We start from the raw sequence: 22,704 nt of genomic DNA on the forward strand, positions 1-22,704 counted from the left end.
GCATGTCATTGACAGACGGCCCCGACAGGGGACCGATACAACCTGAGGTCATCGACCCGAGCGGCGGGGCGAACCAGACGCGCGTGCGCGCCTACAACGAGAGGCTGGTGATGTCGCTGGTGCGGCGTCACGGCGAGCTGTCGAAGGCGGATATCGCCAGACGCTCCGGCCTTTCGGCGCAGACCGTTTCCGTCATCATGCGGGCGCTCGAAAGCGATGGCCTCTTGGTGCGCGGCGCGCCGGTGCGCGGCCGTGTCGGCCAGCCGTCGACGCCGATGCGGCTCAACCCGGATGCGGTGTTTTCCTTTGGGGTGAAGATCGGGCGTCGAAGTGCCGACCTGGTGCTGATGGATTTCGTCGGCAATATCCGCCTGCACCTGCACCAGATCCATGCCTATCCGCTGCCCGGCGAACTGGTCGACTTCATCGTCGGCGGCATCGAGAAACTCGAGGCGCAACTGAGCCCAGAGGAGCGCAAGCGCATCGCTGGGGTCGGTATCGCCACGCCCTTCGAACTGTGGAACTGGGCGGAAGAAGTCGGCGCCCCGCGGGAAGAAATGAACCGGTGGCGCGAGGTGAACCTGCAGGCGATCGTGGCCCAACGCACCCGCCACCCGGTGTTCCTGCAGAATGACGGCACCAGCGCCTGCGGCGCCGAACTCGCCTTCGGCGTCGGCGCCAGCTATCCCGACTTCGTCTATTTCTACATCGGCTCGTTCATCGGCGGCGGCATCGTCATCAATTCCGCGCTCTTTTCCGGCCGCACCGGCACCGCCGGCGCCGTCGGCCCGCTGCCGGTTTCCGGCAAGGACGGCAAGACCATCCAGCTCCTGAAGATCGCCTCGGTCTTCGTGCTCGAAAACCTGCTGCGCGAACGCGGCATCGATCCGAAGCCGCTGTGGTATTCGGCCGACGACTGGATCGATTTCGGTGAGCCACTCACGATCTGGATCGACGACAGTGCGGCAGCCCTTGCCCAGGCGGTCGTCTCCGCCGCCTCGATCATCGACTTCTCCGCCGTTGTCATCGACGGCGGCTTCCCGCCCTGGGTCCGCGCCCGGCTTTTGACGGCAACGCGCAAGGCGCTCTACGACCTCGACCTGCAGGGCGTGACGATCCCGGAACTGGTCGAAGGTTTGGTCGGCAGCCATGCCCGCGCCATCGGCGGCGCGAGCCTGCCGTTGTTCTCCCGCTACCTGCTCGACACCAACGTCCTCTTCAAGGAGCTCAGCTGATGCTGAAAGGCATAGACCCGATCCTCAGCCCCGAATTGCTGGCGACGCTTAGGGCAATGGGCCATGGCGACGAGATTGCGCTGGTCGACGGCAACTATCCCGGCCAGGAACATGCTCGCCGGCTGGTTCGGCTCGACGGCCACGGGCTGATCCCGGTGCTGGACGCCATTCTCAGCGTGATGCCGATCGACGATTTCGTGCCGGCGGCGATCTTCCGCGCTACAGTCAAGCAGGACCGGGACGCGCTAGATCCCGTCCACCGGGAGATCATTGATTGCTGCGGCAGGCATGAGCCGGCACGAACGGTCGTGCCCCTGCTCGGCCCGGAATTCTATCCGCGGGTGCAAGCGGCGCACACGGTGGTGCAGACCAGCGAACCGCGGCTTTACGGCAACGTCATCCTGCGCAAGGGCGTGATCTATCCCTGACGGATCGGGCGACAAAACGAAAAACCCGCCGGCGGAACCGGCGGGTTTTTTCGTTTCATGTCTGGAATGTCTTAGGCGCGACGTGCGTCGATCGACAGTGCGCCCGGGCCGAAGGCGGCAAGCACCAGGAAGCCGCCGGCAACCGAGATGTTCTTCATCATCATCAGGCCGTTGAAGACGCTCAGCAGGCCGTTGGCTTCCGGCGGGAACGTCGGAATGTTGATTGCGCCGCTGTGGAAGACGAAGGCGGTGACCAGGCAGAACAGAGCCAGCAGGTAGGCTGCAATCTTCGTCTGGAAGCCGACCAGAACGGCAAGACCGCCGATCAGCTCGAAAGCGCCGGCGAGATAGGCAAGCGCGGTTGCTGCCGGCCAGCCGGCATTAGCAATCATTCCGGCGGTGCCGGCGGGATCAGTCAGCTTGCCGAAGCCAGCGGTGATGAACATGATCGAAAGGAGAATGCGCCCGATGAGGACGACGACATTCTGAGACATGCGAGGCTCCTGTGAGAAACGAGTGTTGGCAGCAGAAGTATCAGCATTTTCAAATTCATCTAGCCGCACGCCCGGCGACAGATCGTTCACAACGTAGAGACAACCGGGATTTATCGTCAACCGACATTTGAGCCGCGGCCCAGTCTGTGCAGTGCTTTTCGTCCTAGCGAGCGCTGGTTCGGCCACAAGTGTTCTTTTCTGTTGCAAGGACGGGGCTGCTGGGTGAAATTCAGGCGCGGCAGGGGACGCCGCGCGGGGGCATCTCATGAACGAAATCAACAGGAGCCCGGCCTTCTGGCACTCATTCGCGATCTTCGAAGGGTTCGACAAGAAAACGATCGAGGATCTCGCCGATATCGCCACCTATCGAAAGTGGCCGGCCGGCACGGTGATCTTCCAGCGTGGCGACGAAGGCAACTATATGATCGTGGTCATATCGGGCCGCATCAAGCTTTCTCTGATCACACCGCAGGGCCGCGAACTGATGCTGCGCCAGCATGAAGCCGGCGCGATCTTCGGCGAGATGGCGGTGCTCGACGGCCAGACGCGGTCGGCAGACGCCACGGCGCAGACGGCGTCCGAAGGCTACGTGATCGGCAAGAAGGCGTTTCTCGATATGGTCACTACCCGGCCGGCGGCAGCTGAGTCCGTCATCCGCTTTCTCTGCGCCCAGCTGCGCGACACCACCGAGCGGCTGGAAACCATCGCGCTCTATGACCTCAACGCCCGCGTTGCGCGGTTCTTCCTGGCCACACTCCGGCAGATCCACGGCAACGAGCTTCCCGAAAGCGCCAATCTGCGGCTGACGATGAGCCAGACGGATATCGCCGGCGTTCTCGGCGCCAGTCGCCCCAAGGTCAACCGGGCCATTCTGTGGCTAGAGGAGAGCGGCGCCATCAAGCGGGGAGAAGGGATCATCGCCTGCAAGGTCGGCCGGCTGCTGAGCATCGCCGATCCTGAAGAGGATTAGGCGGCATGACCGTGCAACCTCGCCGGCAATTTCGCTTCACTCCGCTCGCCGGCGGGATCCTGACGAGCCTGATCGTCGCATTGGCACTCTATTTCTATGCGGAACCGGTATTCGAAACGCAGCGGGAGCTGTTCTTCGACCGCCTGATGCAATGGGTGCCGTCACCGCAATCGCCCGACATCGTCGTCGTCGATATCGACCGGGCGGCCTACCAATCCCGGCCTGATGGAGACTGGGACAGGGCGGCAACCGCCGAACTCCTATCCGGACTGACCGTGGCCGGCGCCAAGGTCATCGCCGTCGACTTCGTCTTCAGTTCCGATTGTGCGGCAGAGCTGCCAGGCAATACATCGCTTTCGCAAGCGCTTTCGAAGACCCCCGTCGTTCTCGGCTTTCTCATTGCCGATACGCTGCAGGAGCGCCCTCGCCCGGCTCCGCCACTGGCGTTGAGCCGCCCCTTCGCAGCACCGGAACTCTGGTTCCTCGACGGCGCGGAAACCTCCTGCCCTTCCTTCATGGATCACGCCAAGGCGGCGGCCGCATCATTTCTTGTCGGCGACGAGGATGCCCGTATCCGACGGGTGCAGGCTTTCGCTGTTCTCGGCGAAGAGGCCTATCCGACGCTTGCGATCGAGGCGACGCGGCTGATGATGGGTGCAGGAACGCCGATACTCGGCGGCGACCCAGCCTGGCTGCGGCTCGACAGGCAGGTGATCACACTCGACGATACCGGCAGCCTGCGCTTCGTCGCGAGCACCCCTGACTTGATCGCCGCCCGGACCATTTCGGCAGCCGACGTTCTCTCAGGGAAAGCAGGCAGCGACAGGTTTGCGGGCAAACTCGTCTTCATCGGCAGCAGCCTGCCCAATCTCGGCGGCCTCCGGCCGAGCGCCTCAATGCCGCTCGAGCCCTCGGTTCAGATCCATGCCGATATCGCCAATGCGATCGCCACCGGTTTCATTCCACGGCGTGACGCGCGGCTTCCCGTCATCGAGGCCCTGTTCTCGCTGGCAGCGGGCATTGCCGCCGCCTATGGCGCGGCAAGGCTCCGGCCGATGACATCGGCCGTGCTCGGCATCGTCGCGGTTGCCGTCGTCGTCGCGGCGACTGCCGCGATCTACCGCACCAGCGGCTGGCTCGTCGATGCAGTGAGCATTTCAGTCGCACTTGCTGCCGTGCTGGCAGTGACCAGCACGCTGCAGTTCGCCCATGTCAGGCGGGCGGAAGCGACGGCGCGGGAAAAATTCTCGCAATACCTGCCGCAATCCGTCGTCGCGCGCTACATCGACAATCCAGGTGCTGCCCGGGTTGCGGGCGAGGAACGGGCGGTGACGGCGCTGTTCACCGACATCGAGAGCTTTTCGACGCTTTCGCAAAAACTCGGGCCGCGCGACCTCATCGCCCTGCTCGATATCTATTTTACCGAGGTCAACGGGCTGGTAGCGCAATATGGCGGCATGGTCGACAAGGTGGTCGGCGACGCCGTGCACGCCTTCTTCAACGCGCCGGAGGATCTGGCCGATCATGTCGACAAGGCAATCGAATGCGCCAAGGCAATCCATGCGTTGACCGAAGAAATGCGCAGGCGACCGCAGTTTGCCGCACGGGATTTCGGGCGCACGCGCATCGGGGTCGAGACGGGTCAGGCGGTGCTTGGCGAAGTCGGCGCCGGCGGCAAGCTCGACTACACCGCCCATGGCGACGCCATCAACCTTGCAGCGCGACTGCAGGAGGCAAACAAATTTCTGGGCACGGCCATCTGCGTCGGCCCGGCTGCAGCAGCTGAAAGCAAGCAACGGCTTCGCTCGCTCGGCAGCCATGAAATCCGCGGCTTTGCCACGATGGAACTCTTCACAGTCGCCGACCCTGAACAGGTGTAGCGCCACTGCAGAATTCCATGGTCGGCATCGATTGAGGCAGAGAATTGCTCCTCGTGGTGCTGCCGACGCTACTGTTGGCCAACACTGGCATAGGCTTCCCGGATCCGCGCCTGTCCCCAGTTGACGGGGTCGCTCGGCGCGTCGCCTCGCTGTCGGAACTCGACGCCCTGCCCCGCAGCGACAATCTGCGTTACGCCGCCCGCGGCGACCGCAACGCTGCCATGCTCGACGAAGACGGCGAAGGCGACACGGCTCGGGCCGCAAAAGAACTTGGTGCCGCGCACGCCGATCATGCCGAAAGCGGTCCTGACGGCAACATCGACCTTGGGCAGCCCCTCGGGGCGGTCGAATACCATTCGGCCGATGCCGAGTTCGAGCGTACCGCCCTGGCCGGCAATGAAGCTGTCGACCAGCAGATCGGTCTCAGCACCCAAGAGGACGCGGGTGTCGGCACCAAGCGCCAGGGTTGCGAAACTTTCGGCCTCGGTGCGCACATGATCGTTGTCGAAGATCTGCGCACCGACAGCCAGAGCCTCTTCCTGCTCAGTCTGTCGACGACGAACGTCGCCGCGGATTTCCGTTGCCTTGCCGATCACCGGGCTCGCCATGGTCGTTGCCACGCCGCCGCCCATGGCCGCCAACAACAGGCCACCAACGACGACGCGCCTGCTCACCAGCATCTGCCGCACCAGCTCCCGGTCCATCATGGTCCTTCTCCCTGTTCGACGCGTTCGAGCCCTCGAGCGTCCGGCTTTCCCAAAGGATATCCCCGATATCAGCGGAAACAAGCCGAACGCGCAATGGTGCGTTCCTTGCCACCTCTCCACTTCGCCAGAGCCCCAGCAATCCGGCTGTTACCGCCGGAACAGGCAGTGCGAACCCACCGGGCTAAGTTCGCGTCAAGAGACGGGGAGAGCATCATGGAAAATCAGCGCAAAACAGGCATTCGCATCTTCAACGCATTGCTTCTCGCCATCGTCAGCTTCCTGGCGCTTGCGGCAATCGCGCTTCCTCCCGCCCGTGCGGCAGAACTTTCGGCCGTCGACATCTGCGACCGCGAGGCGGGCAGCATCTTCGACCTGCAGCGCAACCAGGCCTTCCCGGCAGTTGCGACCGAGGACATGAAGATCGGTATCGCCCTTTCGGCCTGCCGCGAGGCCTATAACCAGCATGCCGGCGCCCGCATCGAGTTCCAGTTGGCCCGCGTGCTCGACAAGGCCGGCCAGAAGATCCAGTCGCTGCGCATCCTCAGCGAAGCGGCCGAACACGGCCATGCGCTGGCGATGACCAACTATGCGGTGCTTGTCGGCGAACAGGGCGACATCAAGACCGAATTCGCGCTCAACCAGAAAGCCGCCGCAGCCGGCAATATCCTCGCTGCCTATAATCTCGGCGTCGCCTACCGCGACGGCATGGGCACCGCCGCCAACGGCAAGCTCGCCATCGAATGGTTCGAGCGGGCGACGCTCGCCGGCGATGACATCGCCGCATTCAACCTCGCGGTCATCCTGGATGAAGGCAAGCTGGTGCCGGAAGACAACGCCAGGGCCGCGCGCTTCTATCGCCTCGCCGTCGAGCGCGGCAATGTCGACGCGATGGTCAATCTCGGCCTGATGCTGGAGACCGGCGAAGGCGTAACCAAGGATTCATCGGCCGCGCGCGCCATCTTCCGCAAAGCCGCGGCCGAGGGCGACGCCTTTGCTGAGCGCAAGTTCGCCGAACTCAGCGGCGGCAGCAATTTCGAGACGGCCATGCTCGACAAGACCAGCCGCATCAAGTGACGCATTGCGAGCCGACCTCAACCGGTCGGTCCGCGTTATGTCCCGACAGGTTCCCCCCAAAGATGCAGCTTGACGTGCAGCCGGGCGCACTACAGCGTGGCGGGAAGACACCCCTCGCCTGGAAATGTAATGACGAAACTGATTATCTTTACCGACCTGCACATGGTGCCCGAGGGCACGACGATCATCGGCCTCGATCCCTACCAGCGCCTGGCCAACGGTATCGCACATGTGAACCGCTACCACGCGGATGCCGACCGGGTGATCTTCACCGGCGACCTCGCGCATCATGCCGACCGCGCCTCCTACGAGCGGCTGAAAACGCTGACCGATCAATTGCTGCCTCCGGCCGCCATCATGATCGGCAACCACGACCGGCGCGACGTGTTTCTCGACGTCTTTGCAGACGCCGTAACGGACGACGATGGCTTCGTGCAGCAAGTGGTCGACTTTGGCGATTGCCGGGCGATCCTGCTCGACACGCTGTTTGCGCCGCCCTACGACTACCCCAACAGCCATGCCGGGCTCCTGTGCCAGAAACGCCTTACCTGGCTCGATCGCCAATTGGCAGAAGCCGGCGACAGGCCGGTGCTCATCTTCATGCATCATCCCCCGCACGCCACCGGCTTCACCGGCATGGACATGATCCGCCTCGTCAACGAAGTGGAATTTTATGCGCTCGTGAAGAACCACGGCAATGTGCGCCACATCTTCGCCGGCCATGTGCACCGCACGATCAGCGGTTCCAGCCGCGGCATACCCTTCTCTGTCTTCAAGAGCCCGGTGCACCAGCAGCCGATGCCGTTCGATGCGCCGGATGCCTCGCTCTCAGTCGATGAACCAGCAGCCTACGGCATTGCCGTGGTGACGAAGGATGGCGTTCTCGTTCATACCGAGGATTACGAAATCGCCCGCCGGGACGCTGCCTTCGCCTGATACCAACCTGCACGGATATTGACCCATTGAGCCGGCGCGATTTTGGTTTCCTGTAAGGAGAAAACCGGAGCCGGACCACGCGGTCCGGTGAGGATTGTCGACGCTATCAGGAGGCCAAAAGCGCCCGGCCCTTCGGATGGGCCGCCTGTCGGCCACCGGCAGCCTCGCAATCCTCGACCGATGTCCAGGCATCGCTCTAAGGTCCGCTCCTTCCCGGACGACCGCAGACGGTCCCACGCAGTGGGCCAATATCCGTGCAGGTTGGTATGAGGGGCATTCCGGCCGCCGGGCCTTCATGCTAGGTTGGCCCATGACCCAAACCACCGCCACCGATGAAATCCTCGACTGTCAGAGCTGCGGCGCCTGCTGCGCCTACTCCTCCGACTGGCCGCGATTCTCGATGGAGACGGACGAGGAACTCGACCTGATACCGGAAGAGTACGTCGCCGCCGACCTCGGCGGCATGCGCTGCGAAGACAACCGTTGCACGGCACTCGGCGGCAAGCTCGGGGTGCATGTCGCCTGCAAGATCTACGCTGTGAGGCCGATCGTCTGTCGCACCTGCATGCCCGGTGACGACGAGTGTCTGATGGCGCGCGAACGGCACTTCGGGCAGGCCGCGTAGAACTTCGGATCATCCGGCACTCAAGCCTACATTCCGTATCCCCATCGGTTTGCCGGCACTGCGATAGTGAAACATTCCGAGAATGACGAAATTTGCCGGATGGATGTTCGGCGGGACGACGCGTATTTTCTGCCCACGAAATCCAAGGCGCATTGCGCCTTGTCACCGCCTTCCGGAGGACCGCGTTCGATGAGCCAGACCCAGCTTCAAAAATCCAGCCCAAAGGCCGATGCGGCCCCGGCCCCCTTTGCCGACTTCGCACCGCCGATCCGCGCGCAAGGCACGCTGCGCCAGGCGATCACCGCCGCGTACCGCCGGCCGGAAACCGAAGCGCTGCCGCCGCTCGTCGAAGCAGCAACGCTTCCGGCCGAGACACAGAAGGCAGCCGCCAGAACCGCCCGCAAGCTGATCGAGGCCCTGCGCGCAAAACATAAAGGTTCCGGCGTCGAAGGACTGGTGCACGAATACTCGCTGTCGAGCCAGGAAGGTGTGGCGCTGATGTGCCTGGCCGAGGCGCTGCTGCGCATTCCCGACACGGCAACGCGCGACGCGCTGATCCGCGACAAGATTTCCGACGGTGACTGGAAGTCGCATCTGGGCGGTGGCCGCTCGCTGTTCGTCAACGCCGCGACCTGGGGTCTGGTCGTGACCGGCAAGCTGACGTCGACGGTCAACGACCGCAGCCTTTCGGCCGCGCTGACGCGCCTGATCGCCCGCTGCGGCGAACCGGTGATCCGCCGCGGCGTCGACATGGCGATGCGGATGATGGGCGAACAATTCGTCACCGGCGAAACCATCGACGAGGCGCTGCGCCGCTCGCGCGCGCTCGAGCAGAAGGGTTTCCGCTACTCCTACGACATGCTGGGCGAAGCCGCGACCACGGCTGAAGACGCCGAGCGCTATTACAAGGACTACGAAACGGCGATCCATGCCATCGGCAAGGCATCGGCCGGACGCGGCATCTACGAAGGCCCCGGCATCTCCATCAAGCTTTCGGCGCTGCATCCGCGCTACGTGCGCGCGCAGTCGGCCCGCGTCATGGAAGAGCTTCTGCCGAAGGTGAAGGCACTCGCGGTCATTGCCAAGAAGTACGACATCGGCCTCAACATCGACGCCGAGGAAGCCGACCGGCTGGAGCTTTCGCTCGACCTGCTCGAAGAACTGTGCCTCGACAAGGATCTCGCCGGCTGGGACGGCATGGGCTTCGTGGTCCAGGCCTATGGCAAGCGTTGCCCCTTCGTGCTCGACTTCATCATCGACCTCGCCCGCCGCGCGAGCCGCCGCATCATGGTCCGGCTGGTCAAGGGCGCCTATTGGGACGCCGAGATCAAGCGCGCGCAGCTCGACGGCCTGGAAGACTTCCCCGTCTACACCCGCAAGATCTACACCGACGTTTCCTACATCGCCTGCGCCCGCAAGCTGCTGGCAGCAACCGACGTGATCTTCCCGCAGTTTGCCACCCACAACGCTCAGTCGCTCGCCACCATCTACGAACTGGCCGGCAAGGACTTCCAGGTCGGCAAGTACGAGTTCCAGTGCCTGCACGGCATGGGCGAACCGCTCTACGACGAAGTCGTCGGCAAGGGCAATCTCGACCGGCCGTGCCGCATCTATGCGCCCGTGGGCACGCACGAGACGCTGCTGGCCTACCTGGTGCGCCGCCTGCTTGAAAACGGCGCCAACTCTTCCTTCGTCAACCGCATCGCCGACCCGAAGGTCTCAATCGACGAACTGGTTGCCGATCCGGTCGACATCGTGCGCGCCATGCCTGTCGTCGGCGCGACGCACGCGCAGATCGCCCTGCCGGTCGGTTTGTTCGGCGATGCACGCCCGAACTCCGGTGGTCTCGACCTTTCCAACGAAACCTCGCTCGCATCGCTAACCGAAGCGCTCAAGGCCAGTGCTGCCATCGACTGGCGCGCGGTGCCGCAACTGGCAACCGGTCCTGCATCGGGCGAGACCCGCCCGGTCGTCAACCCCGGCGACCACCGCGATATCGTCGGCGCCGTCACCGAGACATCGGAAGCGGACGCCCGCCAGGCCGCAAGCCTTGCCGCGAAGGCCGCCTCGAGCTGGTCGGCGGTTTCACCGGCAGAGCGTGCAGCCTGCCTCGTGCGTGCAGCCGACATCATGCAAGCCCGCATGCCGACTTTGCTCGGCCTGATCGTGCGCGAAGCCGGCAAGTCGCTGCCGAACGCCATCGCCGAAGTGCGCGAAGCGATCGACTTCCTGCGCTACTATGCCGAACAGACCCGCCGCACACTCGGTCCTGCTCATAAGGCGCTCGGACCAATCGTCTGCATCAGCCCGTGGAACTTCCCGCTCGCGATCTTTGCCGGCCAGATTGCCGCAGCACTCGTCGCAGGTAACCCGGTGCTGGCAAAGCCGGCGGAAGAAACGCCACTGATCGCCGCCGAGGGCGTGCGCATCCTGCACGAAGCCGGCATTCCGGCCGACGCGCTGCAGCTCCTGCCCGGTGACGGTCGCATCGGTGCGGCACTGGTTGCCGCGCCTGAAATCGCCGGCGTGATGTTCACCGGCTCGACCGAAGTCGCACGCCTCATCCAGGCGCAGCTGGCCGACCGGCTGTCGCCGTCGGGCCGGCCGATCCCGCTGATCGCCGAAACCGGCGGCCAGAACGCCATGATCGTCGACAGTTCGGCGCTCGCCGAACAGGTCGTCGGCGACGTGATCGCCTCGGCCTTCGACAGCGCCGGCCAGCGCTGCTCGGCGCTGCGCGTCTTGTGCCTGCAGGAAGATGTCGCCGACCGCATCCTCGCGATGCTGAAGGGCGCGCTGCACGAACTGAAGATCGGCCGCACGGACAAGCTTTCCGTCGACGTCGGCCCTGTCATCACCGCGGAAGCGCAGGGGATCATCGAGAAGCACATCGAAACCATGCGCGGCATGGGTCGCAAGGTCGAGCAGATCGGCCTCGCGTCCGGTACCGAACTCGGTACCTTCGTGCCGCCGACGATTGTCGAGCTCGAAAAGCTCTCCGACCTCAAGCGCGAGGTCTTCGGTCCCGTTCTCCACGTCATCCGCTACCGCCGTGACGATCTCGACCGGTTGATCGACGATATCAACGCGACGGGCTACGGCCTGACCTTCGGCCTGCACACCCGCCTCGACGAGACGATTGCCCACGTCACGTCTCGCGTGAAGGCCGGCAACCTCTACGTCAACCGCAACGTCATCGGCGCTGTCGTCGGCGTACAGCCCTTCGGCGGTCGTGGCCTCTCGGGCACCGGCCCGAAAGCAGGCGGTCCGCTCTATCTCGGCCGCCTCGTCGCCACCGCCCCGGTGCCGCCGCAGCACAGCTCCGTCCACACCGATCCGGCGCTGCTCGACTTCGCCAAATGGCTCGACGGCAAGGGTGTCAAGGCGGAAGCCGAAGCCGCCCGCACAGCCGGCAGCAACTCGGCCCTCGGCCTCATCTCCGAGCTTCCAGGCCCGGTTGGCGAGCGTAACCTCTATGCGCTGCATCCTCGCGGCCGCGTGCTCCTGGTGCCAGCCACCGAGACCGGCCTCTATCGCCAGCTCGGCGCGGCACTGGCGACCGGCAACACCGTCGTCATCGACGCGGCGTCGGGCCTGCAGTCCTCGCTGAAGACCTTGCCGGCAAGTGTTTCCACCCGCCTGTCCTGGTCGAAGGATTGGTCGGCGGACGGCCCCTTCGCCGGTGCACTGGTCGAAGGCGACGGCGAGCGTGTGCGTGAGGTGAACAAGGTGATCGCCGGCCTGCCGGGTCCGCTGGTTCTGGTCCAGGCCGCCTCGACTGACGAGATCGGCCGCAACCCCGACGCCTATTGCCTCAACTGGCTCTTGGAAGAGGTGTCTACCTCGATCAACACCGCCGCTGCCGGCGGCAATGCCAGCCTGATGGCGATCGGCTGAGCCGGCCTGCATCAACAAGTACGGCCCTCTCCCCCACGGGGGAGAGGGATAAATCAGTTCTCATTGCTCCGGTCCGCCGCTTCGGACTTTGCCGACCGCGCTACCTGCGTGCGCCGGATGGCGCATTTGGCAGCAATCCGCTATCAGCGTTGAACAAACGGAAGCAGCGGATGTTCACCCTCAAGCACACAGAAACCTCGACGCAGGAAATCAAGAAGAGCCGGTTTCTGGCAATCTGCGCGCCCGTGCCCGACGAGCAGGCGGCAAAGGCTTTCCTTGCTGAGCATTCCGATCCCACCGCCAACCACAATTGCTGGGCGTGGCGCATCGGCCAGGCCTATCGCTTCAACGACGACGGCGAGCCGAGCGGGACCGCGGGCAAGCCGATCCTCGCTGCGATCGATGGCCAGTCGCTCGACCGCGTCGTCGTGGTGGTCACCCGCTGGTTCGGCGGCATCCTGCTTGGCAGCGGCGGCCTGATCCGCGCCTATGGCGGCACCGCCGCGCTCTGCCTGCGGGCGGCCGAGAAGATCGAAATGATCGAGACGATACGCACCACCATCGCCTGCGACTTTGCCGATCTGGCGCTGATCAAGGCCCGCCTTCTTGCCCGTGACGTCACGATCTCAGGCGAAACCTTCACCGACAAGGGGCCGGTAATGACGGTCGACATGCGCAAGGACGAAGCAGACGGCATTCTTGCCATGGTCACCGATCTCAGCCGCGGCCGCGCGGTCATTTCGACCGACGATTGATCGCCTTCCCCTTGCCGATCGAACCATCATAAAAGCGACCCGCAAACCGAATAATATTCAATCCGAAAACGATTTCGACGCCAGGGAGATGATCTGCATGAAAACGAGAGTTCTGGGCAAGACAGGTGCGACGATTTCGGAGATCGGCTTCGGCGCCTGGCAGATCGGCGGCTCCTGGGGCGACGTCAGCGAAACGGACGGCAAGCGCGCGTTGAATGCCGCACTCGACAGCGGCGTCACCCTCGTCGACACGGCCGACGTCTATGGTGACGGACGGTCTGAAAAGATCATTGCCGCCGTCCTGAAGGAGCGCGGCGGCGAAAAGCCGTTCGTCGCCACCAAAGCCGGACGCAGGCTGAACCCGCATGTCACCGAAGGCTACACCGGCGCCAATATCGAAGCCTTCATCGATCGCAGTCTTAGCAATCTCGGTATCGAAACGCTGGATCTCGTCCAGCTCCACTGCCCGCCGACCGACGTCTATTACCGTCCGGAGTTTTTCGGTGCGCTCGACCAGCTCATCACCAAGGGCAAGATCCGCAATTACGGCGTCTCGGTCGAGAAGGTCGAGGAAGCGCTGAAGGCGATCGAGTATCCGGGTGTTGCCACCGTCCAGATCATCTACAACATCTTCCGCCAGCGGCCGCAGGATCTGTTCTTCGCGGAAGCCAGGAAGAAGAATGTCGGCGTGATCGTGCGCGTGCCGCTCGCCTCCGGGCTGCTGTCGGGCAAGATTACCCGCGACACGGCGTTTGCCGCCGACGACCATCGCAACTTCAACCGCTTCGGTGAAGCCTTCGATGTCGGCGAGACTTTTGCAGGCGTGCCCTTCGAGACGGCACTGGAAGCCGTCGAGCAGCTTCGCCCGCTGGTGCCCGCAGGCGTGCCGATGGCGCAGTTCGCCCTGCGCTGGATACTGGAGCAGGATGCCGTGTCCGTCGTCATCCCTGGCGCCCGCAATGAGACGCAGGCGCAATCCAATGCGGCTGCCAGCGCGCTGCCTGCCATCGACGAAAAAGCCAAGGCCGCCATCGCCGCGCTTTACGAGCGGCTGGTCAAGGTTCATGTTCATCATCGCTGGTAGGATGTATCGTAGCTGCCAATGGGGCCGCCGCCAATGGGCGCGACCGGCGGCAGCGGACACCACCCGACTGCATGTTTCCTTAAGTCCTATTCGATTTAAGGATAAAAACATGCAGCCATTCAAAGTGCTACAGCGACCTTTGCACGTCTAATAAGACGCGCGGCGCTGTAGCGGGCACACAGGCGCGCCAGGGCGGGAGAAGCGATCATGGCAGACCCTTTCGTGCTGCAGCGCTTTGTCGACGCTCAGGGCCGCGTCCATGCCGCAGCGCTCGACGAATTGCGGCGTGGCCGCAAAGAGACCCACTGGATGTGGTTCGTCTTTCCCCAGCTTGCGGGCCTCGGGCATTCGCCGATGGCCCAGCGCTTCGCCATCTCCGGGCTCGCGGAGGCCAGGGCCTATCTCGCCCATCCAATCCTCGGGCCCAGGCTTGTCGAATGCACCGAGACCGTCAACGGGCTGATCGGGTGTTCGGCACACGAAATCTTCGCAAGCCCTGATGACATGAAATTCCGCTCGTCGATGACGCTGTTTTCGAAGGCCGCAAACACAGGCAGCGTCTTCGGGCAGGCCCTCAGTTTCTATTTTGCCGGGGAAGAGGATCGACGAACGCTCGACCTGCTCGGCCCGCCTTCGCCATGACGGCGCACAAGCGCCAGGGGCATTCAGCCCGCGGATCGCGTTAGACGCCGTGCGCGGCGCTCGCGAGGAAGAACAGGATCACGAAAGCGCAGACGGAAAGCCCGGCTACGATCACCAGCAGCTCTTTCATCATATAACGATACATCGGGCACCTCCTTCCATCAGCCGTACGGCTCCCTTTTATATGGGAATCGGACCGGCCATTTTTCAGTCGCAGGCTTCAAAAGATCGTGAGGATGCCCCCTTTTTCCGGCCGCCGCAGACGCCTCCGGATCGCTCTCTTCCGCCCCCATCAGGCGCAACGCAAGCGCGCAGCCTGTAAGTTACATTATACTAATATATAGATTTATTACAACTGTTCTTACGGCTCCGCCGAGGCGCATCACGATCGGATGGAACGGAGAACCAGCGCGGTTTTTTTTGATCGCGGCGCTAGTGAAGCGCCGACGAAAACGCCTCGCAAACGTAGCCGGATGCTCAATCAACCGAAGCGCGCGCACGCTTGCGACCATAGGCTCGTCGTTGACTTCGCAGGCGATGAGAGGAAAATGTCTTCTTATGCGTCACAACGTAACACAAGGGGCGCCCAACGATGACTATCGCAAGGAAACTTCAGGACTATATCGACGGCGAGGGTGTCGCCTACGACACCGTCGCGCACCATCGTACGGCAACGACCAGCCAGTCGGCGCGCGCCGCGCATGTTCCGGGCAGCAGACTGGCCAAGTCCGTGGTCGTACACCACGAAATGGGGTACGTCCTCGCCGTTGTTCCGAGTACGCACCGGATCGAGCTCTCCACATTGCAGAGTGTTATGAACAGACGCCTTGGCCTCGCCTCGGAGGAGGAGGTCTGTTCGCTTTTCGCCGATTGCGACATTGGCGCGGTGCCGCCGATCGGATCGGCCTACGATGTACCGGTGATCCTCGACGAAAGCCTCGAAGACGCCAGCGACGTCTATTTCGAAGGCGGCGACCACAAGACACTGGTGCACGTCACCGGACCTAACTTTCGCAGCCTGATGAAGGATGCGCAGGTCGCCCGCTTCAGCCACCTGCCGTAGACGCCGCAATCCTGCATCGTACACCTCGCAGAGGACGACGTGGAGTTGGTGCCTGCGGGGGCAAGTCAAAGTGCTACAGCGTCCTTTGCGCGTCCAATAAGACGCGCGACGCTGTAGGGAATGCTGGAGAAGCGCCTTCAGTTAAGGCTTTGAAATTGTTGGCGCACCCGAAGAGATTCGAACTCCTGACCCCCAGATTCGTAGTCTGGTGCTCTATCCAGCTGAGCTACGGGTGCTTGCCTGAAGCGGTCGAACCGCTTGCGTGAGCGGTTCTCTAAAGGGTCCTTTCGGGGATTGCAAGCGCCGCTCGGCAAAAAATTTCATTTTTACGACGACGCGGTTTCAAGCTGTGGATTTTCACGGCGAAATCAGCGCGCAATCTCACCCGCGAACCCCTTCAATGCCGGGCTTTGGAGCGAAATGCATCGAGCGGCACCGGGCGGTCCGGTAATTCGATGCGAAAAAGCGTTCCGGGCGTAGGCTTTTCCACAAGGGCAATCGTTCCCCCATGGGCGAGCACCAATTCGCGTGCAATCGCCAGGCCAAGACCGGTGCCGCCCGAGCGCGCCGAGCCGCGGAAGGCTGCAAAAAGATTTTCGCGGGCCTTTGCCGGCATGCCTGGGCCGGTATCGTCGACGGAAATGGTGACGACACTGCCCATGCGCATCGCCGAAACGCTGACGACGCGTGGCCGCCCGTCCTCGGCCTCGTGATTCGTCAGCGCCTGGACGGCGTTGCGGCAGATATTGTGCACCACCCGGAACAGTTGCTCGCTGTCGGCGTCGACCTCAAGGTCGTCCTGCACCTGGATCTGGAATTCGATGCCGGATTGCGGATCGATCGAAAGCAGCTCGGCGACATCGGAGACCAGCGGCTTGAGGGCGACGAACCGGCGGTGCGGTTCGGCCTCGGTGGTACGGCCATAGGAAAGAACCTCGCGGGTATAGCCGACGGCCCGGTCGATCGCCCGCAGCAGCGTCGGTGCGAAGCGCTTGACGACGGGATCATCGACATCGGCGAGACGGTCGGAGATCAGCTGCGCCGACGACAGGATATTGCGCATGTCGTGGTTGATCTTCGACACCGCCAGGCCAAGCTCGGCAAGGCTCTTCTGCTGCTTCAGCGTCTTCTGCAGCTCGCGCTGCATGCTCGCCAGATGCTGGCCGGCGACCGCGAGTTCGTCGCGCCCCTCCGGCGGAACGAGCACGCGCGCCGGATTGGACGGATCGTTGGAGAATTCCTGCATGCTCGCCGTCATTCGCCGGATCGGCACGATCAGCATCCGGTTGATCGCAAGGAAGATCAACGTCGCGGTAATCAGCGAGATGATGATCGACAGGAAGAACACGTTGCGGGAATAGACGAGCATCGCCTTGTGCAGGCTGGCATCAGCCATGACCAGCTCGATCACCGCGTCGCTTTCACCGAGCGGCCCGTAGACGCGCACCACCCGGTTGCCACCGAACAGCAGCGTATCGAAGGCATCGCGGATCGCCGCCAAGGCGGTGAAATTGGCGGTGTCGTATTCGCCGTCGATCTCTGATGGCATGTCGGCGGCAGCGATCATCCGCGAGGCATCCTTGCGGCGAATGACGATCGCCTTGGTGCCCGTTGCCATCAGCGTGTCGTCCTGCACGTTTCGGGGCAGCTCGACATTCTGCAGGCCGTCGACGACGACGGCGGCGGCAGCGACGGTGTTCAGCCGATCCTGCAGCCAGCGGATGCGCATGTTTGCGACCGACGGCACGAAGATCAGCACCTCGGCCAGCATGACGAAAACGATCGTCAGCAACAGCAGCTTGCCCGAGAGCCCGCGGAGGAAGCCCGCTGCGGTTCGCGGCGCTTCACTCACCGTCGTCGGCTGCGCCTCTTCGCTCATCGTCCCGAAAAATCCCTGTCCGTCAGCCGAAATACCGCAAGGCCCTGATGGCGGACCGCACGACCGCCTTCCTCGCCAAGGGCGCATAATAGGAGATGACCGCCTGTTTTCCAATCTCGGAAAGGGTCGGATAGGGTGCGACATAGCCGCGGACCTGTTTCAGCGTCATGCCGTTGGCGACCGCAAGCGACCACATGTTGATCAGCTCCCCTGCACCTGGGGCGGCAATGCCGACACCGAGGATGCGTCCGCGGCGGCCGGCGACGATCTTGATCACGCCAGCCTCGACCCCGTCCGTGCGGGCACGGTCGCCTGCGGCAAGATCGGTCCTGATGACGTCGACGGCGCCGAATTTTTCCCGCGCCTCCGTCTCGCTCAATCCAACCTCGGCGATTTCCGGATCGGAGTAGGTGACCTTCGGCACAATCGTCCGATCTTCCCGCGCCGGCAATCGAAACAGCATCTGCTGCAGCACCAGCCGTGCATGATAGCTCGCCACATGGGTGAACTGCAGCCCGCCTGCGACATCGCCGATCGCATAGACGCGGCGATTGCTGGTGCGAAGGTTGGGCCCGACCTCTATGCCTTTCGCATTGTGGTCGATGCCGGCGGCGGCAAGGCCGAGCGATGCGTGGTTCGGCCGACGACCGGCGGCAATCAGGAGATCGCTGCCTTCGACCTGGAAAACGCCGCCTCCATTCTCGCATCGCAGAACGACCCGCCCGCCATCCTGCTCGGCGCCAAGGATCGTCGTTGCCTCGTGCAGGACCACGCCCCCGTGCCGAAGTGCGGCAATCGCGATCGATGAAAGCTCGGGATCGGCATCCGAAAGCGCGCGCCGGCTCTCGATGACGGTGACGCCGGCGCCAAGCCGGCGATAGGCCTGCGCCATCTCGATGCCAACAGGACCCGCACCGACAATGATCAAATGGGCCGGAAGCCGGGTCAGATCGAACAGCGTCTCGTTGGTCAGGAACGACACTTTGTCGAGGCCCGGAATATCAGGGATCGCCGGCGACGAGCCGGTGGCGACGACGAAACGGCGGGCGCGGACGAGATGGTCTCCGGCGGCAACGGTATTTTCATCGACGAACCGGGCCGAGGATTGCAGCACCTCGACGCCGAGGCCGGTAAAGCGCTCGACGCTATCGTGCGGAGCGATACCGGCAATGACCTCGTGGATGCGGGCATGAAGGCGTTGATAGTCGACGACGGGTTGGCCAGCGGCCAGACCGAAGCGACCCGCCATACGGATCGCCTGCGCGTGCCTGGCGACGGCAATCAGCGTCTTCGACGGCACGCATCCGTGGTTGAGGCAATCCCCACCCATGGTGCCGCGTTCGATCAGGACCACGGGAACACCGAAGGCGGCGGCACCCGCCGCCACGGAAAGCCCGGCGGCACCGCCACCGATCACGCAGATATCCGGATTGATGACTTTCGCCACGCCTGCCCCGTACCCGTCAAACAGCCTTGCGGCGCGACCATACCCGCTTGAAAGCGAGTGGCAATGCCGCAAACAACGCTAATACCACAAGCGCCAAGGTCAATTTCGGCGTTGCGAAATCCGACACCGACAGCTCGCGGCCAACGGCAGCCGAACTGGCGATCACCTCGTCGAGCCCACCGCCGAGCCAGGCATAGGCGAAGGTGGCGGGAACGATACCGATCAGAGTTGCCATCGCAAACGTTCTCAATCTCACCTCGAAGAAGGCGGGCGCGATGTTGACGACGAAGAACGGGAAGATCGGCGTGAGCCGCAGGACGAGAAGATAGAGAAACGCATTGCGGCAGAAACCATCGGCAAAACGCGCGAGGAATGGCCCGGCACGCCGCCGCAGGAGATCGCCGAACATGCTGCGGGCCGCCAGAAACAACAGGCACGAGCCGAGCGTCGCGGCTGCAACGACGAGAAGGCCGCCACCGGCGCAGCCGAAGAGAAAGCCGGCAAAGATCGTCAGAACCGAAGCAGCCGGGATCGAGAAGACCACCACTGCTACGTAGACCAGGAAAAACAGACCGGCGGCCTGAAGCGGATAGGCTTCGACATAGAGGCGCAACGCCTCACGGTGATGGACGAGTGCGCTCAGAGACAGATAACGCTGAAGTCCGAAGGCATAGGAGGCAAACCCGCCGGCGACAAGAAGGGCCAACAGCACCAGACGCCACGCGACCTTGCCGCGGTCTTCGGGCGAGCCCTCGTCCGGTGCCTCCGACGGCGTTGGACGGGCATCCCCGGCTCTGTTGATGGCGCTTCGGTTCATGTGATTTCGTTTCTTGGAAAAGTCTTTCCTTGCAGTATCGGCAATCCATACCGGAGACCAATAACGAATGGTCGCGTTGCAAAACGACAGCGTGAACGGGCCGACAAGACAACTCACGTTGCCGTTACACGAGAGCGTGGCGGCAACGACGGGGCGATGATTGCAGATTATCCACGGAAAACGCCCGCGGAGACGTCAGTCGTCCGCGGGCGTCGATTGGTGCGATCCGTCAAACTGGTCGGATCAGAACTCTTCCCAGTTGTCCCTGGCGACGGCCGCCGAAGATCCGCCGCTGAAGGCGCGGGCGACGTTGCCCATCATCCGGCGGGCGGGCGAATCCACCGGACGGCTGGTTTCCCGCGCCGGTGCGATCGTGCGTGCCGCCGAAGTGCCGTCGAGCTTGAAGTAGGCGATCAGGCTCGCAAGGTTGTTGGCTTCCGCCGACAGCTTGTGGGTCGCGGCATTCGCCTCTTCCACCATGGCGGCGTTCTGCTGGGTGACCTGGTCCATCTGGTTGACGGCGGTGCTGACTTCGCCGAGGCCGGTCGACTGTTCGCGTGCGGCCGTTGCGATCGAGTGGATATGATCGTTGATCTTGAGCACGCGCTCCTCGATCTCGCCAAGCGCCGCGCCGGTTTCCTGCACGAGCCGGACGCCGGTTGCGACTTCCGAGCCCGACTTCGAGATCAGGGCCTTGATGTCCTTGGCAGCACTGGCCGCACGCTGAGCAAGCTCGCGAACTTCCTGAGCGACAACGGCAAAGCCTTTACCGGCATCACCAGCACGGGCAGCCTCGACGCCGGCATTCAGCGCCAGCAGGTTGGTCTGGAAGGCGATCTCGTCGATGACATTGGTGATCTGGCCGATCTCGCTCGATGCCTGCTCGATCCGGCCCATGGCCTCGACCGCGTTGCGCACGACTGCGGCCGATTCGGCAGCGCTTTCCTTGGCTTCGTTGACCATTACGGTCGCTTCCTGCGCCCGCTCGGTCGAACTCCTGACGGCGACGGTGATCTCGTCGAGTGCCGCAGACGTCTCTTCGAGTGCTGCGGCCTGCTGCTCGGTGCGCTTCGACAGATCGTCGGCGGCGGAGCGAAGCTCGGACGAATTGCCGTTGATCGAGTCCGTGGTGACACGCACTTCGCGCAGCGTCTTCTGCAGCGTCGACAGCGTCTCGTTGACGTTCTTCTGCAATTCGGCGAAGGCGCCATGGAACTGGCCGTTCATGCTCTGGGTCAGGTCGCCGGCGGCAAGGCTGGCGACGACGCGGCGCGTTTCGGCAATGCCGGCATCGACGCTGCCGACGAGTTCGTTGACGCTCGACGCAAAACGATTGAGATCGTCGTTCTCGTAGTCCTTGCCGATGCGCTTGGTGAAATCGCCGGCGGCCGCAGCCGAGACGACGACGCCGATGCTCATCTGCAGATCGGCGCTCTTTTCGCGCAGCGCCGCTTCCTGGGCGTTGAGATCGCGAACGGCAAGGCCATTCTGCTTGAAGATCTGCACGGCCGCAGCCATCTCGCCGATTTCGTCCTTGCGGTCGGCAAAGGGTACGTTGGCGGAAAGATCGCCGCCGGCGAGCAGCTTCATCTTGCCGGTGAGATCGAGGATCGGACGGCTCAGATGATTGGTGCCGATATAGAAGGCGGTGCCGATACCGACGGCGAGCCCGAGCCCGGCGATGCCGAGAATGATGACGATGACCGAACGTTCGAACGAAGCGATGTCAGCCTTGACGGTCTCGAGCGTTGCCAGGTTGGCTTCGACGACGGCGTCGATCTCGCCCTGGAAGGCCTTGCGGTTGGCGCGGTTGGCGTCGGTGTTGCCCTGCTCGTTGGCCGCCTGCGGCGATACCTCCTGGCCAAGACGCGCGGTTTCGACGCGGAACGTCTTGAACTCCTCAGCGCGCTTGACCAGCGCATCGAACGAGCCGAGCTTGTCGGCCGGCACCAGGGGTCGCCACTCGGCAAACAGCGCATCGATTTTTTCGAGGTTCTTCAGAATGCCTTCGGCGAAGGGCTTTGCCTTTTCGATGGTGGGCGCTGCGTAGATTCCGCGCGCTTCCATGACGACGCCGGTCACCAGTCGATTGAGATGCTCGCCGTTGAAGGCACGCTCAGAAGCGTTCTGGTACTGATGGAACCGGCTGTTGTATTGAGAAACCACCAGCAGCGACATGCCGGTCACCGCGATCGCCAGGAGGCTCATTACCCCGACGATCAGATTGATCTTACCACGTATTTTCATCCCTGCCTCCACGACACCGCAAGACTTGCCCGGTTATCGGAAGGGTCGCGGCCTCATTGCACCGCAGTCACGCTAAAACATTCATGGTTAATAAAGATCGCGGTGGCCGGCCGGCATTCTGGGGAGTGCCGGTTAGCTCCCTGTTTACCAGTCTGAGATAGTGCGTCGCGGCTTGTGCCTGCGAAATCGAGGTCGCCCGGATATCGGGATGCGATCACTTTTGCCCATCGAAGGCCTCGCGTGATTGACTTTCCGGGAAATTTGCCTTTATAAGCCGCCCACGTCCGGCCAAGCCTGCCTGCCCGACAGGCGGAGCTATGTCCGGAACGTAAACGCTCCTTGCTACATGCAAACCCAAGAAGGGCCGCACACCGCGGTATTAAAATAAATGAAGCGTACTTACCAACCGTCCAAGCTTGTTCGCAAGCGCCGTCACGGCTTCCGTGCACGCATGTCCACCTCGGGTGGCCAGAAGGTCCTCGCAGCCCGCCGGGCTCGTGGCCGCAAGCGTCTTTCGGCTTAAG

19 protein-coding genes, 1 tRNA gene and 1 pseudogene are annotated in these 22,704 nt (G+C 63.3%); 14 read left to right on the forward strand and 7 right to left on the reverse strand.

Translation table 11 applies throughout. The features are described from left to right. The first annotated feature begins 2 nt into the window (after nucleotides 1–2). Together ASD03_RS04670 and ASD03_RS04675 are read left to right on the forward strand one after the other, a co-directional pair. A complete protein-coding gene (locus ASD03_RS04670; RefSeq protein ID WP_057212507.1) occupies nucleotides 3–1,235 on the forward strand; it encodes an ROK family transcriptional regulator in 1,233 nt (410 codons plus the stop codon). Further along, the gene (locus tag ASD03_RS04675) at nucleotides 1,235–1,663 is read left to right on the forward strand and encodes an RbsD/FucU family protein (protein WP_025425768.1); all 429 of its coding nucleotides are present in this window, start codon (nucleotides 1,235–1,237) and stop codon (nucleotides 1,661–1,663) included. The genes ASD03_RS04670 and ASD03_RS04675 overlap by 1 nt, the downstream gene beginning before the upstream one ends. Before the next feature lie 71 nt (nucleotides 1,664–1,734). Here the strand turns inward: ASD03_RS04675 and ASD03_RS04680 are convergent, their stop codons facing one another. Beyond that, on the reverse strand, nucleotides 1,735–2,157 hold the full coding sequence (locus ASD03_RS04680; RefSeq protein WP_025425767.1) for a DoxX family protein: 423 nt from the start codon (nucleotides 2,155–2,157) through the stop codon (nucleotides 1,735–1,737). A gap of 265 nt (nucleotides 2,158–2,422) precedes the next feature. Between ASD03_RS04680 and ASD03_RS04685 the strand changes: the two genes are divergently transcribed. Beyond that, a complete protein-coding gene (locus ASD03_RS04685; protein WP_025425766.1) occupies nucleotides 2,423–3,127 on the forward strand; it encodes a Crp/Fnr family transcriptional regulator in 705 nt (234 codons plus the stop codon). Between the two features lie 5 nt (nucleotides 3,128–3,132). Continuing rightward, on the forward strand, nucleotides 3,133–5,007 hold the full coding sequence (locus tag ASD03_RS04690; RefSeq protein WP_025425765.1) for a CHASE2 domain-containing protein: 1,875 nt from the start codon (nucleotides 3,133–3,135) through the stop codon (nucleotides 5,005–5,007). Nucleotides 5,008–5,075: 68 nt separating this feature from the next. Here ASD03_RS04690 and ASD03_RS04695 read toward each other — a convergent pair whose 3' ends face one another. Next, a complete protein-coding gene (locus ASD03_RS04695; protein ID WP_025425764.1) occupies nucleotides 5,076–5,696 on the reverse strand; it encodes a FecR domain-containing protein in 621 nt (206 codons plus the stop codon). A gap of 231 nt (nucleotides 5,697–5,927) precedes the next feature. Between ASD03_RS04695 and ASD03_RS41225 the strand changes: the two are divergent. The 9 genes and pseudogenes from ASD03_RS41225 to ASD03_RS04735 all read left to right on the forward strand — a co-directional run. Then, nucleotides 5,928–6,473, forward strand: a pseudogene (locus tag ASD03_RS41225) (sel1 repeat family protein); the annotation flags it as partial. Between the two features lie 15 nt (nucleotides 6,474–6,488). After that, nucleotides 6,489–6,788 carry a hypothetical protein gene (locus ASD03_RS41230; protein ID WP_337797695.1) on the forward strand — a complete coding sequence of 100 codons (300 nt, stop codon included), beginning with the start codon at nucleotides 6,489–6,491 and terminating at the stop codon, nucleotides 6,786–6,788. 129 nt (nucleotides 6,789–6,917) lie between these two features. After that, nucleotides 6,918–7,724 carry a phosphodiesterase gene (locus ASD03_RS04705; protein WP_025425762.1) on the forward strand — a complete coding sequence of 269 codons (807 nt, stop codon included), beginning with the start codon at nucleotides 6,918–6,920 and terminating at the stop codon, nucleotides 7,722–7,724. Nucleotides 7,725–8,034: 310 nt separating this feature from the next. Continuing rightward, nucleotides 8,035–8,349 (forward strand): YkgJ family cysteine cluster protein, encoded by a 315-nt coding sequence (locus ASD03_RS04710; RefSeq protein WP_025425761.1) that lies wholly within the window; start codon nucleotides 8,035–8,037, stop codon nucleotides 8,347–8,349. 189 nt (nucleotides 8,350–8,538) lie between these two features. Further along, complete coding sequence (gene putA / locus ASD03_RS04715) at nucleotides 8,539–12,246, forward strand: trifunctional transcriptional regulator/proline dehydrogenase/L-glutamate gamma-semialdehyde dehydrogenase (protein WP_025425760.1); 3,708 nt, start codon at nucleotides 8,539–8,541, stop codon at nucleotides 12,244–12,246. A gap of 170 nt (nucleotides 12,247–12,416) precedes the next feature. Further along, the gene (locus tag ASD03_RS04720; RefSeq protein ID WP_025425759.1) at nucleotides 12,417–13,001 is read left to right on the forward strand and encodes a YigZ family protein; all 585 of its coding nucleotides are present in this window, start codon (nucleotides 12,417–12,419) and stop codon (nucleotides 12,999–13,001) included. Nucleotides 13,002–13,098: 97 nt separating this feature from the next. Further along, entirely contained in the window at nucleotides 13,099–14,085 is a 987-nt protein-coding gene (locus tag ASD03_RS04725) for an aldo/keto reductase (RefSeq protein WP_025425758.1), read from the forward strand. Between the two features lie 204 nt (nucleotides 14,086–14,289). After that, nucleotides 14,290–14,727 carry a DUF1810 domain-containing protein gene (locus tag ASD03_RS04730; protein WP_198956827.1) on the forward strand — a complete coding sequence of 146 codons (438 nt, stop codon included), beginning with the start codon at nucleotides 14,290–14,292 and terminating at the stop codon, nucleotides 14,725–14,727. A gap of 592 nt (nucleotides 14,728–15,319) precedes the next feature. After that, nucleotides 15,320–15,790, forward strand: coding sequence for an aminoacyl-tRNA deacylase (locus tag ASD03_RS04735; protein WP_025425755.1), 471 nt, complete (start codon nucleotides 15,320–15,322; stop codon nucleotides 15,788–15,790). Between the two features lie 159 nt (nucleotides 15,791–15,949). On the opposite strand, the gene ASD03_RS04740 is transcribed toward ASD03_RS04735, so the two are convergent. The 5 genes from ASD03_RS04740 to ASD03_RS04760 all read right to left on the reverse strand — a co-directional run bounded on the left by ASD03_RS04740 (nucleotide 15,950) and on the right by ASD03_RS04760 (nucleotide 22,180). Beyond that, a tRNA-Arg gene (locus ASD03_RS04740) sits at nucleotides 15,950–16,026 on the reverse strand. Between the two features lie 161 nt (nucleotides 16,027–16,187). Then, entirely contained in the window at nucleotides 16,188–17,669 is a 1,482-nt protein-coding gene (locus ASD03_RS04745) for a HAMP domain-containing sensor histidine kinase (protein ID WP_025425754.1), read from the reverse strand. 22 nt (nucleotides 17,670–17,691) lie between these two features. Continuing rightward, nucleotides 17,692–19,116 carry an FAD-dependent oxidoreductase gene (locus ASD03_RS04750; protein ID WP_025425753.1) on the reverse strand — a complete coding sequence of 475 codons (1,425 nt, stop codon included), beginning with the start codon at nucleotides 19,114–19,116 and terminating at the stop codon, nucleotides 17,692–17,694. Nucleotides 19,117–19,132: 16 nt separating this feature from the next. Next, nucleotides 19,133–19,933 (reverse strand): TVP38/TMEM64 family protein, encoded by an 801-nt coding sequence (locus ASD03_RS04755; RefSeq protein WP_025425752.1) that lies wholly within the window; start codon nucleotides 19,931–19,933, stop codon nucleotides 19,133–19,135. Between the two features lie 243 nt (nucleotides 19,934–20,176). Further along, nucleotides 20,177–22,180 (reverse strand): methyl-accepting chemotaxis protein, encoded by a 2,004-nt coding sequence (locus ASD03_RS04760; protein WP_025425751.1) that lies wholly within the window; start codon nucleotides 22,178–22,180, stop codon nucleotides 20,177–20,179. Between the two features lie 388 nt (nucleotides 22,181–22,568). Here ASD03_RS04760 and rpmH point away from each other — a divergent pair, with 388 nt between their 5' ends. Then, nucleotides 22,569–22,703, forward strand: coding sequence for a 50S ribosomal protein L34 (rpmH, locus tag ASD03_RS37340; RefSeq protein ID WP_081788836.1), 135 nt, complete (start codon nucleotides 22,569–22,571; stop codon nucleotides 22,701–22,703). Nucleotide 22,704: the final 1 nt, after the last annotated feature.

Origin of the sequence: Ensifer sp. Root127, from assembly GCF_001425225.1 — a bacterium.
Lineage (GTDB): Bacteria > Pseudomonadota > Alphaproteobacteria > Rhizobiales > Rhizobiaceae > Ensifer > Ensifer canadensis.

What these genes read in the sequence shown, in the direction of transcription:
- ASD03_RS04670 (WP_057212507.1), top strand. Translation starts at nt 3, where the DNA reads ATGTCATTGACAGACGGCCCCGACAGGGGACCGATACAACCTGAGGTC.
- ASD03_RS04675 (WP_025425768.1), top strand. Translation starts at nt 1,235, where the DNA reads ATGCTGAAAGGCATAGACCCGATCCTCAGCCCCGAATTGCTGGCGACG.
- ASD03_RS04680 (WP_025425767.1), bottom strand. Translation starts at nt 2,157, where the DNA reads ATGTCTCAGAATGTCGTCGTCCTCATCGGGCGCATTCTCCTTTCGATC.
- ASD03_RS04685 (WP_025425766.1), top strand. Translation starts at nt 2,423, where the DNA reads ATGAACGAAATCAACAGGAGCCCGGCCTTCTGGCACTCATTCGCGATC.
- ASD03_RS04690 (WP_025425765.1), top strand. Translation starts at nt 3,133, where the DNA reads ATGACCGTGCAACCTCGCCGGCAATTTCGCTTCACTCCGCTCGCCGGC.
- ASD03_RS04705 (WP_025425762.1), top strand. Translation starts at nt 6,918, where the DNA reads ATGACGAAACTGATTATCTTTACCGACCTGCACATGGTGCCCGAGGGC.
- ASD03_RS04710 (WP_025425761.1), top strand. Translation starts at nt 8,035, where the DNA reads ATGACCCAAACCACCGCCACCGATGAAATCCTCGACTGTCAGAGCTGC.
- putA (WP_025425760.1), top strand. Translation starts at nt 8,539, where the DNA reads ATGAGCCAGACCCAGCTTCAAAAATCCAGCCCAAAGGCCGATGCGGCC.
- ASD03_RS04720 (WP_025425759.1), top strand. Translation starts at nt 12,417, where the DNA reads ATGTTCACCCTCAAGCACACAGAAACCTCGACGCAGGAAATCAAGAAG.
- ASD03_RS04725 (WP_025425758.1), top strand. Translation starts at nt 13,099, where the DNA reads ATGAAAACGAGAGTTCTGGGCAAGACAGGTGCGACGATTTCGGAGATC.
- ASD03_RS04735 (WP_025425755.1), top strand. Translation starts at nt 15,320, where the DNA reads ATGACTATCGCAAGGAAACTTCAGGACTATATCGACGGCGAGGGTGTC.
- ASD03_RS04745 (WP_025425754.1), bottom strand. Translation starts at nt 17,669, where the DNA reads ATGAGCGAAGAGGCGCAGCCGACGACGGTGAGTGAAGCGCCGCGAACC.
- ASD03_RS04755 (WP_025425752.1), bottom strand. Translation starts at nt 19,933, where the DNA reads ATGAACCGAAGCGCCATCAACAGAGCCGGGGATGCCCGTCCAACGCCG.
- ASD03_RS04760 (WP_025425751.1), bottom strand. Translation starts at nt 22,180, where the DNA reads ATGAAAATACGTGGTAAGATCAATCTGATCGTCGGGGTAATGAGCCTC.
- rpmH (WP_081788836.1), top strand. Translation starts at nt 22,569, where the DNA reads ATGAAGCGTACTTACCAACCGTCCAAGCTTGTTCGCAAGCGCCGTCAC.